The organism is Dermabacter sp. Marseille-Q3180 (assembly GCF_940792985.1).
GTDB lineage: Bacteria > Actinomycetota > Actinomycetes > Actinomycetales > Dermabacteraceae > Dermabacter > Dermabacter vaginalis.
Genome location: NZ_CALNWU010000001.1, coordinates 974,888 through 990,417, shown reverse-complemented (window position 1 = coordinate 990,417; position 15,530 = coordinate 974,888). Strand labels below are relative to the sequence as shown.

The following is a 15,530-nucleotide window of genomic DNA, read 5'->3' as shown; positions in this document are numbered from 1 at the left end:
TCCTCCAAAAGGATGAACGAAGAGGGTACCGACGGGAGGTACCGGAGGGGAGGGCCGGATCGGCACAGTAGAGACATCATCAAACGCCGTAAGGAGTTCACCTCATGTTTCTTGCCATTCGAGACTTGCGCTTCGCGAAAGGCCGCTTCGGTCTCATCGTTGCCGTCGTCTCCCTCATGACGTTCCTCGTGACGTTCCTCGCCGGCCTCACCGGTGGCCTCGCCATGCAGAACATTTCCGCGATGCTCTCGCTCAATCCTGACAAGGTTGTTCTTTCGGTCGACGAGGGTGAGCAGGAAGAGTTCTCGAACTCGGAGATCACCAAGGAACAGTTCGATGCGTGGGCCGCGAAGGCCGGTGATAACGCGGTAACCCCGCTCGGTATCTCGAGCGCCCTGCTCGACACGGGGGAAAAGACCGAGTCGGTCGTACTCATGGCCGAGCCCAGTGGTTCTGACGAACGGATCCCCGAAGCCGGCAAGCTCGTGCTCGGCGAAACAACGGCCGAATCGCTCGGAGTGCAAGCGGGCGACACCGTTGACGTTGCGGGGGAGAGACTCGCGGTGGACCGCGTGATCAAAGATGAGTTCCATTCACATCGCCCAGTCGCGTTCGCGAGCCTCGACACGTGGCACGATTTCCTCGAGCGCACGCATCAGCCCGGTGGGTATGCCACGACCATCCTCGTGGGCGCGGAAGGGGCCGACGCCTCCTCGGCCCTCACCGATGACGACATCACGGCACTCGATCGCGACCAGTCCACGACCACGAAGTCGCTTCTCCCCTCGCTTCTCGCGATCGGCTCATTCCGCTCGGAGATCGGCTCGCTCGCGATGATGATCGCTCTCCTCGTTCTGATCTCGACGCTCGTGATCGGCGTGTTCTTCCTCGTGTGGTCGATGCAGCGCCAGCGCGATATCGCGGTTCTCAAGGCGATCGGCGCTCGCACGGGTTGGCTCGCGGGTGACTCGCTGTGGCAGGCCCTCATTGTGCTCGGCATCGGCTCGCTCATCGGCGTGGGGCTCACCGCCGGGCTCGGCGCGCTCGCCGCGAACGCCATGCCGTTCGTCATGAACGCGCTCACGCTCGTGGGCGTTCCGATCCTCATGCTTCTCGCGGGTCTCGTGGGCTCGCTCGTGTCGGTCCGCACGATCACGAAGGTGGATCCGACGAAGGCCCTGCAAGCGTCGGCGGCCTAACCCGCACGGCCCTGCCGCGCCCCGCACTCTCACACGAACCTTGATGAAAAGGACGAAAGCCATGCTGAACCTCACCGACATCACCCTCACCTACCCCGACGGCGGCTCAACCGTCACCGCGGTCAACCACGCGAACCTCACGGTGAACCCGGGCGAATTCGCCGCCGTGACCGGGCCCTCCGGGTCAGGCAAATCGAGCCTTCTGACCGTTGCGGCGACGCTCACGAGCCCCGATTCGGGAAGCGTGAAGATCGCGGGTATCGAGACGACGTCGCTCAACCAGAAGAAGAAAACCGAAGTGCGCCGCGACCACGTGGGTATCGTGTTCCAGTCGCCGAACCTCATCCCCTCGCTCACCGTCGCCGAGCAGCTCGAGATTGTGGCACGTCTCGGCGCGGGTACCTTGAAGCGGGTCTCGAAGAAGGAGCGCCAGGAACGAATCGAGTCGGCTCTCGACTCCGTGGGGATGCTCGATCGCGCGCATCACCGACCGGGGGCGCTCTCGGGCGGTCAGCGCCAGAGGGTCAACATTGCCCGCGCGATCCTCCACCAGCCCGAAGTGCTCCTCGTGGACGAGCCCACGAGCGCCCTCGACCAGGAGCGCTCCAAAGCGATTATCGAACTGCTCGCGGAGACAACCCGCACGCGCGACCTCGCGACCGTCGTTGTGACCCACGCGCAAGAGCAGCTCGACGAGTTCGATTCCGTGTATCGCATGGTTGACGGCGTTCTTACCGCTGAGACTGCGCGGGGCGAGGCAATCGTCGGAACCGGTTCCCACGCCCATGTGCGCGAGAAGGTTTTTGCTCGCGCCTGAGCGCCAAGCCGCACCCCCGAAGGCCGCCCGAAATCGCCCCGAAAAAGGACGAAAGGGCGGCCTTCAGCGATGTGACGAGGGTAACGTTTGGGGTAGGCACGCCGAGCGAGAACGCCCTCGCCCGACGCGAATCATTGACGTGAACGACGAAGTGACCACCGTAGTCCGTGAGGAGCAGTCATGAGCCAGGAATACCCCGAACTTTTCTCCCCAACCGTGATCGGATCGATCCCGGTCAAGAACCGTTACGCGATGGGACCGATGGGTCCGCTCGGTTTCGGTGATGCCAACGGCGGCTGGAACCAGCGCGGCATCGAATATTATGCGGCCCGCGCGAAGGGCGGCATTGGCCTGATCATCACCGGCGTGTGCCAGGTGGTAAACGCCGCCGAGAAACTGCCCGGTGGGCTCATGCCGAACCCGAGCCTCAATCCCGGCGTTTTCCTCTCGACCTCGCGCGAACTTGTCGAACGCGTGCACGCCTTCGATTCGAAGATTGTGCTCCAGGCCGGTGCCGGCTTTGGGCGCGTTCTCGTCCCGGCCGCGATCCCGCCTGGGCAGAGCCCCGCGGCACCGAGCGCGATTCCCTACATGTGGGATCCGAGCGTGACGTGCCGCGAAATGAGCAAGGACGAAATCAAGCAGATCGTCAAGCAATTCGCGATCACCGCGCAAATCGCGAAGCAGGCCGGCTACGACGGCATCCAGGTCCACGCCGTTCACGAGGGCTACCTCCTCGACCAGTTCGCGATCGAGTTCTATAACCGCCGCACCGATGAATACGGCGGTTCCCTTGAGAATCGCCTCCGGTTCGCCCGCGAAATCGTCGAAACCATCCACCACGTTGCGGGCGACGACTTCCCGGTGCAGCTGCGCTACTCGGTGCGCTCGATGGTCAAGGACTTCAACGACGGTGCGTTGCCCGGCGAGGAATTTGAGGAAAAGGGCCGTGACTTCGAGGAAGGCGTGGAAGCGGCGAAACTTCTGCACTCCTACGGCTACGAGACCCTTGACGTCGATCAGGGCACGTACGACTCGTGGTTCTGGAACCACCCGCCGATGTATCAGGAAAAGGGCATGTACATGCCCGACGTGAAGCGCCTCAAGGACGCCGCGCCCGAAATCCCGATCATCATGGCCGGCCGCATGGACAACCCCGAGCTCGCGCACAAGGCGATCACCGAGGGATACTGCGACATGATTTCGCTCGCGCGGCCGACGCTCGCCGACCCCGACATCGTGAACAAGCTCGAAGCCGGAAAGCCCGAGACAGTACGCCCGTGCATCTCCTGCCAGGAAGGCTGCATCGGCCGCATCGCGAGCTACCTGTCGATCCGCTGTGCCGTCAATCCCGAGGCGGGTCGCGAAAGCGACGCGGTGCTCCTGCCCACCCCGCGTCATCGCGCAAAGAAGGTCATGATCGTGGGTGGTGGCCTCGCCGGCCTCGAATCGGCTCGCGTGCTTGCCGAGCGCGAGCACACCCCCGTGCTGTTCGAGGCGAGCGACCGACTCGGCGGTGTCGTGATCGCGGGTGGCCAGCCTTCCTTCAAGGAAGATGACCTCGCACTCATTGCGTGGTACGAGCAGGAACTCGAGGCACTCGGCGTCGAGGTACACCTCAATACCGAGGTCACACCCGACATGATCAAGAGCGGCGAGTGGGATCACGTTCTCGTGGCGACCGGCTCGAAGCCGCGCATGCTTGATCTTGGTGACGCGAGGGAGGTCGTCGAAGCGACCGATGCCCTCCTTGCACAGGATGACTTGGGTAAGAAGGTTGTCGTCATCGGCGGCGGCCTCACGGGTTGTGAGCTCGCCCTTTCTCTCGTCGAGAAGGACCGTGAGGTCGCGATCGTCGAGGTCGAAAAGGATCTGCTCGCGAAGAACGGCCCCCTGTGCCACGCCAACCACGACATGCTCCACAAGCTCGTGCCGTACCGCGGCATCGAGGTGCTCACGGAAGCCTCGGCGATTCGCACGACCGAGAAGGGCCTGCTCGTGAAGGTCGATGGCAAGGAGCGCGAGCTCGAAGCCGATTCGGTGGTGTCCGCGATCGGGTACGTGCGCGATAGCGAGATGTGGGAGGCGATCACGGACGTGAACGTGCCGAAGAACATCCTCGGTGACGCCCGCAAGATTTCGAACATCCAGTACGCGATCTGGGATGCGTACGAGGTGGCGTCGAAGCTCTAACCTCTCCTGGATTCCATAGGGTTCGTGGGGGTTATTCCGGTCGTGACGGCTGGGATAACCCCCGCAACGTCTATGCAATCCGGTGGAAATGGAGCGGGTGACGGGAATCGAACCCGCGCTGTCAGCTTGGGAAGCTGAAGTTCTACCATTGAACTACACCCGCAAAGGTGCTTACCCAGTGTAGCCGCCGCGCGCCGCACCTCCAAACCGGCGTGAGGCAAGCGGCCTCGAGTTAAGATAGAGGCGTGCTTCTCAGTGATCGTGATATTCGCGCGGAAATCGAGGCGGGCCGCATCGGCATCGCCCCCTTTGGTGATGAGTTCGTTCAGCCTGCGTCCGTGGACGTGCGGATCGATCGATTCTTTCGACTCTTCGACAACCACAAGTACGCGATGATCGACCCTGCGAAGGAGCAGGCGGAGCTTACGCGCCTCGTGGAGGTCGATCCTGACCAGCCGTACATGCTGCACCCTGGCGAGTTCGTGCTCGCCTCGACCTACGAAACGGTGAGCCTCCCGAACGACATCGCCGCTCGCCTCGAGGGCAAGTCGAGCCTCGGCCGGCTTGGGCTGCTCACGCATTCCACGGCGGGCTTCATCGACCCCGGGTTCGAGGGGCACATCACCCTTGAGCTCTCGAACATGGCAACTCTGCCCGTGGCGCTGTGGCCCGGCATGAAGATTGGCCAGCTGTGCTTTTTCCGCCTCAGTAGCGAGGCGGAGCGCCCGTACGGCTCGGAGGGGAACCTCAACAGGTACCGGGGGCAACGGGGTCCGACGGCTTCCCGCTCCTACATGAACTTTCACCGCACGCAGATCCCCGCAACACCCTTGGAGGAGACCCCGTGACGCACACGCTTGTTCTCGATCAAAGCTACGGGCTCGATGATCTCTTCGCGCTCGTGCTCAACCGTTACCCGCTCGCACGCAAGAAGAAGAAAACGATTCGCGTGAGCGATACGACCTCGCTGGTGTGGCACCCCTCGAAGAATGAGGCGAGCATTGAGGTTCCCATGCATCGCGATGGCGGCCCTTCGGAGATTCCCGATGGTTACGGCTTCGATACTGCCTTCCCGAACGGCGTGCCCGCGGGGGAGGAGCGCGAGATTCTCGAATTCGCCCTCAATGTTGTGCGCCGCCTCGGCGGGAAACTCGTGACCGACACGGGCCACGAACTCGCCCCGCATCAGTTCATGCAGCCTGGCCTCCACGTGGTCGCGGCCTACGAGCTTGCCCCGAAGGACCTGCTCGAGATCGTGCAAAAGATCGTCAAGGAAGCGGAGATCGTGGGGGAGGCCGACGGTTTCCCCTACATGCTCTCCGCCCCAATTTTTGCGCACGCCGACCTTGTGGTTGAGGCATCGACGCTCGAGGGTGAAATTCCTGCGATTGAACATGTCGAATGGGTGAAGGAAGGTGCGGCGCTGTACACCGTGGCCTATCGCCCCGATGACCCTTCGACGCTCGTTGCCGAAAACCCCGAGAAGTCGCAGATTCGTGAATGGCGCGAGGCCTACCTCGGCTGTAGCGCTGTGGCGCGCGCGATTTGGGACGAGACCGGAGGGTTTGTGCTCGATCACGAAGATTTCCTCGTGGAGCCAAACGAGCTGTTCTAAAAGCAGCATGAGACCCATTGCACAAAACGGGACTTAAGTTGTATTCTTGAGGTGGTTCGCCGAACCGCCATGCGGAGTGAAGCGTGGCCTTGCGATGAGGAGAAGTCAATGAAGACGATGACGAAGATGTTGTCCGCAGTCGCTTCGTGCGTCACCGTCGCGCTCATGGTCGCGGGATGCTCAAGCTCTCCCGTGAACTCGGAATCTTCACCGAAAGTTGCTCCTTCCTCGACGCACGAGCAATGGGTACAGGATGCCCGAGTTCGCCTCGACGGTCAGGGCAGCCGCTACTTTCCGAAGGTCAGCCGAGAAGAAGCGCTCGATGCCGAATGGGCACGTATCGAAAGTGCCTATGCATCGCAAGGCCGCACAGCACCCGAGAAACCAGACAGCCCTGCGGAAGTAAAGGACGATCAAGGCGCCTGGGTGCGGTGTATGCACGACGACGGTTGGAGCGACACCGATGTTTCCTCCGAAGGTATTGTGACGCGGGGTGAGTTTTCGCTTAGCAAGCCGCTTGAATGGTCCGTTTCGGAATATGGATGCTCCGCGAAATTTACATCGCTGGGGGAGATGCCAAACGAGAGGCAAGCAAGCGATTTTTGGCAGTTCCAAAAAGATGTCGTCATTCCGTGTCTCGAAAAGCAGGGGGTGACTATCGCGGGCTTCCCTTCCGAAGAGGAGTACCTGGACCGGTACTTCAGTGATGGTTCGCTCGAGCTCGCGAGCGCATACGCTACCGGTGATGTCCAGCAGCGACTACTCGAAGGGAAACTCGAGTGTCGCGTACTTCCCGAGGGATGGGATTATTCCGTGTAGCGGGACGGTTCGCCGCGTCGCGCGTATGACTTGATAAACTTAAGCGTCCCCGCACCGACACTACGAGGACGGATACCCCCGCATGATTATCGCCATCGCTGCGCACTTCGCGATGGCACTTATAGCGCCCCTCCTCGTGAAATGGTGGCGGCAAAAGGCATTTCTGCCGATCGCGCTTATTCCTGCAGCCACGGCGGCGTACCTTCTCTCGCACTCACCGGCTGCGCTCGCCGAGACCCCCGCGGTGGAGACTTACCCGTGGATCCCACAGTTCGGGATCACGCTGAGTTTCGCACTCGATCCACTCGCGTGGCTGTTCGTCCTCATCGTTTCGGGTATCGGAACGGTCATCATGCTGTACTGCTCGCGGTACTTCAAGGAAACGGAGCCGTCGCTCGCGCGTTTCGCGGGTGTGTTCACGGCGTTCTCCGGGGCGATGCTCGGGCTTGTGCTCGCCGACGACGCGATGATGCTGTTCGTGTTCTGGGAGCTCACGACCGTGTTCTCCTACCTGCTCATCGGCCACTACGTCACGAAACAGGCCTCGCGTCGCGCCGCGATTAACGCACTCATCTCCACGACCGCGGGCGGACTTGCCCTCATGGTGGGGCTCATCATGCTCGGCGTCGAGGCTGGCAGTATGCGAATCTCCCAGATCCTCACGTCGCCCGCTTTCACTGCGGTGTCGCCGTACCTCGTTGTGGCCCTCGTTCTCGTGTTGATCGGTGCTGCGACGAAATCGGCGCTTGCCCCCGGGCACTTCTGGCTCCCCGGTGCGATGGCCGCACCGACACCGGTTTCGGCGTACCTTCACGCCGCAGCCATGGTGAAGGGCGGCATCTACGTTCTTTTGAGGTTCGCCCCGCTCCTGGCCACCGTCGGACCTCTCACGATCGCGGTTTCCGCCCTCGGTGCCGTGACCATGCTGCTCGGTGGTTGGCGTGCCCTCCGGCAAACCGACATCAAGCTCCTGCTCGCGTACGGAACGGTGTCGCAGCTTGGATTTATGGCAGCGATCGCGGGAATCGCGACACCCGAAGCGGTTTTTGCCGGCGCCATGCTCACGCTCGCCCACGCGCTCTTCAAAGCGCCGCTCTTCATGAGCGTCGGCATCATCGACAAGTGCTACGGCACGCGTGACCTGCGTGAACTGCACGGCGTTTTCAAGGACCTCCCGATCGTGGGCATCGTCGCCTTCGTGAGTGCGGCATCGATGGCCGCCTTCCCGCCGCTATTTGGATTCGTGGCAAAAGAAGCGGTGTTCTACGCCTTCGCCGAGGGGGAGCCGTGGGGCCTCGCGATTCTCGCCGCGACCGTCGCGGGATCCGTGCTCACGGTCGCGTATTCGTGTCGCTTTTTCTTCCACGTGTTCCCCGGTGCGCGCGGCGTGAAGCACAAGCAGCCCACGCTTCGTTTCCAGCTCATCCCCGCGATCGTTGCGGCTGCGAGCCTCGCCGCGATCGTGCTCGCGCCGCAACTCGAGGTGCTTGCCACCCTCATTGCGGGTGGCCCGAGCGCGAAGGTGGGGGAGCTCGGCCATCTCGCCGTGATCCCCGACCACGTATCGCTCCCGCTCCTCTGCTCGCTCGCAGCGCTCACGCTCGGTGCGGTGCTCGCGATCGCCCACGCACCGTTCGAGCGTGTGCAAAAGGCGGTAAGCCCTCAGAACACGGCGCTTGGGCGCTGGTGCGACGCAGAAAGGCTTTTTCGCGCGTCCATGCGTGAAGTGGATTCGCTCGCGGTGCGTACGACGGCCTTCTTCCAGCGAGGCTCGCTTCCCGTTCACCTCGGCACGATTTTCCTCGTGTTCGTCGTGATGCTCGCGGGAGCCATCGCCTTCACGGGGAAGGCCCCCGACAACCTCGTGCTGTTTGCTCACCCCGCCGAAATCGCCGTGGTGGGCTTCGCCGGCCTCGCCGCGCTCGGCGCAGCGCGCGCACGGCGCCGGCTCAGGGCGGCCCTCCTTATTTCGGGCACGGGCTTTGGCGTTGCGCTTTTGTTCATGATGTACGGCGCGCCCGACGTCGCCGCGACCCAGCTTTTCGTTGAGTCGATGATGACCGTCGTGCTCATTCTTGTGCTGCGCCGCCTCCCCGCCCACTTCTCGATCCGCCCTCGCCGTTTCGACCAATTCACGCGCTGGTCAATTGCGATCCTCACGGCCGCCGTGATCGTGACCGTTTTTGCGTACGCGGCTGGTGCAAGGATCGCCGCGCCGATCGGTCCCGAACTCATCGAGGCGGGATATGAAATCGGCAAGGGCCACAATGCCGTGAACGTCGCCCTTGTGGACGCACGCGTGTGGGACACGATGGGGGAGATCGCCGTGCTTCTCGTCGTCGCCTCCGGCATCGCCTCCCTCATTTTCGTGCGAAAACGCGAGCAGCAGATCGTGCGCGTGGGGGACCTCGAAGAAGACCTGTCGATTTGGCGGCGGACTTCCGATCCTTCCATCCCCGAGAACACGCTTCGATTCCACAATGAAAGCGAAGACCTCGAAGGCAACCGCGGCGCCACGTGGCTCCTCGCGAGCCGCACCCTCGCACCCGAGCGGCGCATGGTTGTGCTTGAAGTGATCACACGCCTCGCCTTCCCGATGCTCATGGTGCTCAGCATTTACTTGCTGTTCGCGGGCCACAATTTCCCCGGTGGCGGCTTCGCTGGCGGCCTGGTCGCAGGTCTCGCGATTACGCTGCGCTACCTCGCCGGAGGCCGATACGAGCTCAACGAGGCTGCACCCGTGCAGGCAGGGGCCCTCCTCGGCGTAGGCATGGTGCTCGCATTACTTACCGGCATCACGCCTCTTTTGCTAGGCGGCACCGTGTTCCAGAGCTACGTGTGGATCGGGCATCTGCCCGTGCTCGGCGAAATCGAACTCGCGAGCGCACTCATGTTCGATATTGGCGTGTACCTCATCGTCGTGGGGCTCGCCCTCGACATCTTGCGCACGCTCGGCGAACAAATCGACAGGCACCAGGAGGCGGAGCTCGATGCACGTTAGCCTCCTCGTTCTTCTCCTTGCCGCGGTGCTCATCGCGAGCGGGATCTACATGCTGCTCGAACGCACCCTTTCGCGCATCATCATGGGCGCGGTTCTCGCGGGAAACGGCATCAACCTTTTGTTCCTTCTCGCGATTGGCACCCCCGGAACTCCCCCCTTCGAAGGTTCGGGGGCGGTCGAGGGCATGAGTGACCCGCTCCCTATGGCGATGGTGCTCACCGCGATCGTGATCTCCTTGGCTCTCACGGGCTTCGGCATGGCGCTGTCGTACCGCTCGTGGCAGCTTTTTGGCCACGACGAAGTCCCCGATGACGTTGAGGATCTTCGCATTGCCGACCGCTCGCGCAGGCTCGTGGAACGCCACCGTCACGAGCACATCGAGCGTGTGGGCTTTGAAGCCGACGAGAAGCGCGAGGAACGTGAGCGTGAGCGCATGCAAGAAGAGGCCGAAAAGGCCCGCGCGAATACCCACGATGACCTGAATGACGATATTTCCGACGACTTCACTTCCGACGAGGACGTGGAATACAGCCTCACCGAAAGCGATAGCGACGATGACGAGGAGGAGACCTCATGAGCCTCGAGATTCTCCTTGCCGCACCCGTGATGCTGCCGCTTCTGGGCGCTGCTTTTGCCTTGCTCACCCGTCATCGCTCTCGGCTTCAGCTCGCGGTGTCGATCGGCACGCTTAGCGTGAACCTCGTGATCGCGGCGCTTCTCATGTACTGGATCAACGAGAACAACATCCTCGTACTCCAGATCGGCAAGTGGACGCCAACGCTCGGGATCGTGCTCGTCGCCGATAGGCTCACGGGCCTCATGCTTCTCGTCTCGTCGTTCGTGACCCTCGGCGTGCTCATCTACGCGAGTGCACAGACCATTTCCGAACACATCGAGTCGACGCCGATCGCAATCTTCCACCCTTCGTACCTTCTGCTCGTCGCGGGAGTCTCGAACGCGTTCCTCGCGGGCGATTTGTTCAACATGTACGTGGGCTTCGAGATTCTCCTCGCCGCCTCGTTCGTGCTGCTCACGCTCGGTGGATCCGCGAGTAGGGTTCGAGCCGCGACGACATACGTGATCGTGTCGATGGTGAGTTCACTGCTTTTCCTCGTGGGAATCGCGAGTTGCTACGCAGCCGTCGGAACCGTCAACCTTGCCGAAATTGCCGTACGCATGGACCACGTGGACCACCATGTGCGCCTCCTCATCGAGTTCGTGCTGCTCATCGCGTTCGGGCTCAAGGCGGCGATCTTCCCGCTTTCCGCGTGGCTGCCCGACTCCTACCCAACCGCACCCGCGCCCGTGACCGCGGTGTTTGCCGGCCTCCTCACGAAGGTGGGGATTTACGCGATCATCCGCCTCGAAACCCTCATGTTCCCTGAATCCGAAATCTCGACCGTGCTGCTTGTCGCGGCAGGATTCAGCCTCGTGATCGGCATTTTCGGGGCCATTGCGCAAACGGACCTCAAACGCGTGCTGTCCTTTACCCTCGTGAGCCACATGGGCTACATGATGTTCGGTATTGGCATCTCCTCGCAGATCTCCATGACGGCAACCGTGTTCTACGTGGCCCACCACATTACGGTGCAGTCCACGCTGTTCCTCGCGGCGGGCCTCATCGAACACGTGGGCGGCACTACGAACCTCGCGAAGCTCGGCGGGCTCGCAAAGGCCGCGCCGTGGCTCGCGATCCTCTTCTTCGTGCCAGCGATGAACCTCGCTGGCGTGCCCCCGATGAGTGGCTTTATTGGAAAGGTGGGCCTCGTTATCGGCGGTATCCATCGCGGGAGCGTGCTCGCGTGGATCCTTGTGGCGTTGAGCGTTATTACCTCGCTTCTCACCATGTACGCCATCGCGAAAGTGTGGAACCGTGCCTTCTGGCAAGAAACCCCCGAGCAAATCGCGAAAGATAAGCCCGTGACGCCCCTGCTCATGAGTGGTTCGACAGCAACTCTTGTGGCCTTCTCCCTCGCTCTCACGGTGTTTGCCGGGCCCCTGATTGGCTATAGCGAAAGTGCGGCCTCTTCGCTCCTCGAACGCGTCCCTTACGTGAATGCCGTACTTGGCGACGGTGCCGCCGATCGTCTCGTATTCAACATCGACGATGCCGGTGGAGGGCAGGTGGCGCCCGAATGACACGCCTCCTCAACCGCGTCCGCGTACTGCCCACGCACGCCCTTGGCATCGTGGGGGGCGCCCTCGCATGGTGCCTCCTGTGGGGAGAATTTAGCGTTCTCAGTATTCTCGGCGGGCTCCTCCTCGGCGCGGCGATCTACGTGATGTTCCCCGCGCCCCCGCTGAGCCGCGAAGTCACGCTACGACCCGTGAGCGCGCTCGTCTTTTTCGCGCACTTCGCGAAGGATCTCGTGGCGGGCAGTATCCAAGTCGCCCGCTTTGCCCTGAGGCCCACCGGAAGCCCCGGCTCGAGCGTGATCGCCGTGCAATTGCGCTCGCGAAGCGATCTGTTCCTCTCGTTCACGGGCATCCTTGCCACCCTGATTCCCGGTTCGGTAGTAGTGGAAGCCCAGCGTGCCACGGGGACCCTGTTCTTCCACGCGATCGGCGTGACCACGAAGGAACAGATTAAGGCGCAGCATGACAGCATCCTGCGCCAGGAGGAGCGCCTTTTGCGCGCGTTTGCCTCACGCGAGATTCTCAACAGTGCCGGATACAGCGTGAGAGGGGGCGGGGCTGATGTTTGACACCATCCTTCTGGGCGCCGCGATCGCGCTCGGTCTCATCTCGATCCCGATCGTGTACCGCATGATCGTGGGCCCCACCATTATTGACCGTGCCGTGGCGCTCGACATGCTCGTTGTTCAAGTGGTGATGGGGCTCGCGCTCTATTCGGCGTGGACCGGCACAAGCTTCGCGGTCATTCCCGCCCTTGCCCTGACAGCGACCGCGTTCATCGGCACCCTTTCGCTCGCGAGGTTTGTCGCTCGCGCCGACGTTCCCGAACGAAAGGAGGGCGTTGAGTGAGCATCGCTGAAATTTTCGGCTTGATCCTCATCGTGACCGGCGTGTTCATCGCGGCGATCGCTATGGTGGGTCTCGTGCGGTTCAACGACGTTCTTTCGCGCATGCACGCCGCGTCGAAGCCGCAAACGCTCGGCCTCGTGCTCGTGCTTGCGGGAGCGGCGATCGCCTCGCAGTCGCTTGCGCTCGCGGGCATGCTTGCGCTCGTTCTCGTCGCACAATTCCTCACGATGACCGCCTCGAGCGCGATGCTCGGGCGTGCCGCGTTCCGCCGCGGCTTCCTCCTGGGGAGCGATTACGCGTTCGACGAGCTCACGCCGCGACTCTCCATCGGTGGCGAGGGAGATGATGACGACGATGGCTTCATCGATCCGGAAGCAGACGCTCACCCCGATGGGGAAACCGAGGATGCGCTTCCCACGAACGTTCTCACGCACACGATGGGTCTCGAGCTTGCGGAACTCAAAGAACACTTCGACGAGGATGACCTCGACGAGAGTGCGGAGGGCACCAAGGACACGTTCGCGCGCCAGCGGGAGTCCGGCGGGCACTAGGGTACGCAGGGTTCTGTGAGGGCCCGACGCTTGCGACTTAACAAAGGGGGCGGGGGCGGCTCGATGGCCGCCCCCGCCCCCTGAAGTGGAAGGCGAAGTGGTCCCTTAGAAGAGGCCGATCGCGTTGCCGTCCTCATCGACGCCCATGCGCAGTGCCGCGGGCTCCTTCGGCAGACCCGGCATGGTCATGACCGAACCGGTGAGGGCGACCACGAACCCGGCGCCGAGGCGGGGGATGAGGTCGCGAACGTGGAGCACGTGGCCCTCGGGCGCGCCGAGCTTCGAGGGATCGTCGCTGAACGAGTACTGGGTCTTCGCCATGCACACGGGGAGCTTGTCCCAGCCGTTCTTCTTGAGGCGGCGAAGGGCTGCGGGAGCACCGTCGACGTACTGGACCTCCGATGCGCCGTAGACCTCCTTGGCGATGGTCTCGATGGCGTTCTCAACGCCGTCCTCAGGCTCGTAGAGGTGGTGGAAGTCGCCGGCTTCCTCGATGGCGGCGAGCACCTGGTCGGCGAGGTCGAGTGCACCTTCGCCGCCCTTGGCCCACACCTCGGAGAGTGCAGCCTTGTAGCCGTTTTCCTTCGCCCAGTCGAGAACGGCCTTGAGCTCGGTCTCGGTGTCCGACGGGAAGCGGTTAAGGGCGATGACGGGCTCGAGGCCGAACTTGCGAATGTTCTCGAGGTGCTTGCGGAGGTTCGCGGTGCCTTCGAGGGCCGCGTCGACGTTCTCCGTTTCGAGCTCGTCCTTCTTCACGCCGCCGTGCATCTTGAGGGCGCGCACGGTCGCGACGAGTACGACCGCGTCGGGCGAGAAGCCACCGAAACGCGACTTGATGTCGAGGAACTTTTCGCCGCCGAGGTCGGAGCCGAAGCCGGCCTCCGTCACGGCGATTTCACCGAGCTCACGCGCGAGGTTGGTCGCGATGATCGAGTTGCAGCCGTGGGCGATATTCGCGAACGGGCCGCCGTGGACGAGGGCGGGGGTGCCGCCGAGGGTCTGCACGAGGTTCGGGTTGAGGGCGTCCTTGAGGAGCATCGTGATGGCGCCCTCGACCTTGAGGTCGGCGACGGTCACGGGCTTGCGATCGAACGTGTAGCCCACGACGATGCGCGCGATGCGCTCCTGCAGATCCTTGAGGTCGGTCGCGAGGCAGAGGATCGCCATGATTTCCGAGGCGACGACGATGTCGAAGCCGTCTTCGCGGGGCATGCCCTGTGCGGGGCCGCCGAGACCGACGACGATTGAGCGGAGCTCGCGGTCGTTGACGTCGAGGACGCGCTTCCACTGGATGCGGCGCGGGTCGATGTTGAGGGGGTTGCCCTGCTGGATCGAGTTATCGATGAGGGCCGCGAGGGTGTTGTTGGCGATCTGGATCGCGTGGAAGTCGCCCGTGAAGTGGAGGTTGATGTCTTCCATGGGGACGACCTGGGCGTAGCCGCCGCCGGTTGCGCCGCCCTTGACGCCCATGACCGGGCCGAGGGACGGCTCACGAAGGGCCACGACGGTCTTCTTGCCTTTGAGGGAGAACGCGTCGGAAAGGCCGACGGTCGTCGTGGACTTGCCTTCGCCCGCGGGGGTCGGCGAGAGCGCCGAAACGAGCACGAGCTTCGCCTTCGGCTTGTCGCTGCTCTGGTCGATCTTCTTCATGTCGACCTTGGCCTTGGTCCAGCCGTAGGGGATGAGGGCGTCGTTCGGGATACCGGCGGCCTCGGCGATCTCGGTGATCGGCTTGAGGGTGTGGGCCTGGGCGATCTTGAGATCAGGGTTTTCGGATGCCATGGGCAAATCTCCTTTGATTCTTCTCGGTTTCTGCGGGGCGTTCGTCCCTCACTGTGACCTAGCAAACGGGAAATTCCCTGAGCGTGCCAGTGATTTCGCGGCTTGTGCGGCCGTCGGGGGCGCTCCCGTGACCGAAATTTCGGAAATATGGTGCGTTCAAGGGGCATACAAAAATCCCCCGCCCGGGACGACCCGGCGGGGGATTGCTGTGGCTCCGACGGGCGTCGATCCCGTGACCTCTCGATTTTCAGTCGAACGCTCTACCAACTGAGCTACAGAGCCGAATGTTCCAGAAGGAACAGCGAACAGCCTACCAGTGCCCGCGAGCGTGTGCGAAATCGGTGCGAGCGGGGGAGAGGTAAGACACGTTTGCGTGACCGAGCGGTGAGAGTGGCGCGAGGGCAGTGCGAGATACGGAAAAGCCCCCTCGATTCCTCGAGGGGGTTTGTCGCTTTTGCGACCCTGACCGGGCTTGAACCGGCGACCTCCGCCGTGACAGGGCGGCACTCTAACCAACTGAGCTACAGGGCCTTTTTCGTCGTGCTCTCGCTTCGACTCGAATTACTTT

The 15,530-nt window shown here is 62.8% G+C and carries 13 protein-coding genes and 3 tRNA genes; 12 read left to right on the top strand and 4 right to left on the bottom strand.

Translation table 11 applies throughout. The features are described from left to right. The first annotated feature begins 104 nt into the window (after window positions 1-104). The 3 genes from NBW56_RS04475 (at window position 105) to NBW56_RS04465 (ending at window position 4,209) form a co-directional block, all read left to right on the top strand. The gene (locus NBW56_RS04475) at window positions 105-1,199 is read left to right on the top strand and encodes an ABC transporter permease (protein WP_250258125.1); all 1,095 of its coding nucleotides are present in this window, start codon (window positions 105-107) and stop codon (window positions 1,197-1,199) included. 61 nt (window positions 1,200-1,260) lie between these two features. Then, window positions 1,261-2,016 (top strand): ABC transporter ATP-binding protein, encoded by a 756-nt coding sequence (locus NBW56_RS04470; protein WP_250258124.1) that lies wholly within the window; start codon window positions 1,261-1,263, stop codon window positions 2,014-2,016. 180 nt (window positions 2,017-2,196) lie between these two features. Then, window positions 2,197-4,209 carry an oxidoreductase gene (locus NBW56_RS04465; RefSeq protein ID WP_250258123.1) on the top strand — a complete coding sequence of 671 codons (2,013 nt, stop codon included), beginning with the start codon at window positions 2,197-2,199 and terminating at the stop codon, window positions 4,207-4,209. Window positions 4,210-4,298: 89 nt separating this feature from the next. Here NBW56_RS04465 and NBW56_RS04460 read toward each other — a convergent pair. Beyond that, a tRNA-Gly gene (locus NBW56_RS04460) sits at window positions 4,299-4,372 on the bottom strand. Window positions 4,373-4,454: 82 nt separating this feature from the next. Here NBW56_RS04460 and dcd point away from each other — a divergent pair. The 9 genes from dcd (at window position 4,455) to NBW56_RS04415 (ending at window position 13,180) form a co-directional block, all read left to right on the top strand. Beyond that, the gene (dcd, locus tag NBW56_RS04455) at window positions 4,455-5,057 is read left to right on the top strand and encodes a dCTP deaminase (protein ID WP_250258122.1); all 603 of its coding nucleotides are present in this window, start codon (window positions 4,455-4,457) and stop codon (window positions 5,055-5,057) included. Beyond that, the gene (locus NBW56_RS04450) at window positions 5,054-5,824 is read left to right on the top strand and encodes a hypothetical protein (protein WP_250258121.1); all 771 of its coding nucleotides are present in this window, start codon (window positions 5,054-5,056) and stop codon (window positions 5,822-5,824) included. The genes dcd and NBW56_RS04450 overlap by 4 nt, the downstream gene beginning before the upstream one ends. A gap of 108 nt (window positions 5,825-5,932) precedes the next feature. Continuing rightward, window positions 5,933-6,643, top strand: coding sequence for a hypothetical protein (locus tag NBW56_RS04445; RefSeq protein WP_250258120.1), 711 nt, complete (start codon window positions 5,933-5,935; stop codon window positions 6,641-6,643). An 82-nt stretch (window positions 6,644-6,725) separates the two neighbouring features. Continuing rightward, window positions 6,726-9,644: a Na+/H+ antiporter subunit A gene (locus NBW56_RS04440; protein WP_250258119.1), complete on the top strand. Its 2,919-nt coding sequence runs from the start codon at window positions 6,726-6,728 to the stop codon at window positions 9,642-9,644. After that, the gene (locus NBW56_RS04435; RefSeq protein ID WP_250258118.1) at window positions 9,634-10,221 is read left to right on the top strand and encodes a Na(+)/H(+) antiporter subunit C; all 588 of its coding nucleotides are present in this window, start codon (window positions 9,634-9,636) and stop codon (window positions 10,219-10,221) included. The genes NBW56_RS04440 and NBW56_RS04435 overlap by 11 nt, the downstream gene beginning before the upstream one ends. Beyond that, window positions 10,218-11,783 (top strand): Na+/H+ antiporter subunit D, encoded by a 1,566-nt coding sequence (locus tag NBW56_RS04430; protein ID WP_250258117.1) that lies wholly within the window; start codon window positions 10,218-10,220, stop codon window positions 11,781-11,783. Before NBW56_RS04435 ends, NBW56_RS04430 begins: the two co-directional genes overlap by 4 nt. Further along, on the top strand, window positions 11,780-12,349 hold the full coding sequence (locus tag NBW56_RS04425; RefSeq protein WP_250258116.1) for a Na+/H+ antiporter subunit E: 570 nt from the start codon (window positions 11,780-11,782) through the stop codon (window positions 12,347-12,349). The genes NBW56_RS04430 and NBW56_RS04425 overlap by 4 nt, the downstream gene beginning before the upstream one ends. Continuing rightward, window positions 12,342-12,629: an MrpF/PhaF family protein gene (locus NBW56_RS04420; protein WP_065248358.1), complete on the top strand. Its 288-nt coding sequence runs from the start codon at window positions 12,342-12,344 to the stop codon at window positions 12,627-12,629. Before NBW56_RS04425 ends, NBW56_RS04420 begins: the two co-directional genes overlap by 8 nt. Beyond that, window positions 12,626-13,180 carry a cation:proton antiporter gene (locus NBW56_RS04415; protein ID WP_250258115.1) on the top strand — a complete coding sequence of 185 codons (555 nt, stop codon included), beginning with the start codon at window positions 12,626-12,628 and terminating at the stop codon, window positions 13,178-13,180. The genes NBW56_RS04420 and NBW56_RS04415 overlap by 4 nt, the downstream gene beginning before the upstream one ends. A gap of 105 nt (window positions 13,181-13,285) precedes the next feature. Here the strand turns inward: NBW56_RS04415 and NBW56_RS04410 are convergent, their stop codons facing one another. The 3 genes from NBW56_RS04410 to NBW56_RS04400 form a co-directional block, all read right to left on the bottom strand. After that, window positions 13,286-14,962, bottom strand: coding sequence for a formate--tetrahydrofolate ligase (locus NBW56_RS04410; RefSeq protein WP_250258114.1), 1,677 nt, complete (start codon window positions 14,960-14,962; stop codon window positions 13,286-13,288). 209 nt (window positions 14,963-15,171) lie between these two features. Continuing rightward, window positions 15,172-15,244 (bottom strand) — tRNA-Phe (locus NBW56_RS04405). Window positions 15,245-15,419: 175 nt separating this feature from the next. After that, a tRNA-Asp gene (locus tag NBW56_RS04400) sits at window positions 15,420-15,493 on the bottom strand. Window positions 15,494-15,530: the final 37 nt, after the last annotated feature.

Coding starts and splice junctions, on each gene's coding strand:
- NBW56_RS04475 (WP_250258125.1), top strand. CDS start 105: ATGTTTCTTGCCATTCGAGACTTGCGCTTCGCGAAAGGCCGCTTCGGT.
- NBW56_RS04445 (WP_250258120.1), top strand. CDS start 5,933: ATGAAGACGATGACGAAGATGTTGTCCGCAGTCGCTTCGTGCGTCACC.
- NBW56_RS04470 (WP_250258124.1), top strand. CDS start 1,261: ATGCTGAACCTCACCGACATCACCCTCACCTACCCCGACGGCGGCTCA.
- NBW56_RS04465 (WP_250258123.1), top strand. CDS start 2,197: ATGAGCCAGGAATACCCCGAACTTTTCTCCCCAACCGTGATCGGATCG.
- NBW56_RS04440 (WP_250258119.1), top strand. CDS start 6,726: ATGATTATCGCCATCGCTGCGCACTTCGCGATGGCACTTATAGCGCCC.
- NBW56_RS04425 (WP_250258116.1), top strand. CDS start 11,780: ATGACACGCCTCCTCAACCGCGTCCGCGTACTGCCCACGCACGCCCTT.
- NBW56_RS04410 (WP_250258114.1), bottom strand. CDS start 14,962: ATGGCATCCGAAAACCCTGATCTCAAGATCGCCCAGGCCCACACCCTC.
- NBW56_RS04430 (WP_250258117.1), top strand. CDS start 10,218: ATGAGCCTCGAGATTCTCCTTGCCGCACCCGTGATGCTGCCGCTTCTG.
- NBW56_RS04420 (WP_065248358.1), top strand. CDS start 12,342: ATGTTTGACACCATCCTTCTGGGCGCCGCGATCGCGCTCGGTCTCATC.
- NBW56_RS04435 (WP_250258118.1), top strand. CDS start 9,634: ATGCACGTTAGCCTCCTCGTTCTTCTCCTTGCCGCGGTGCTCATCGCG.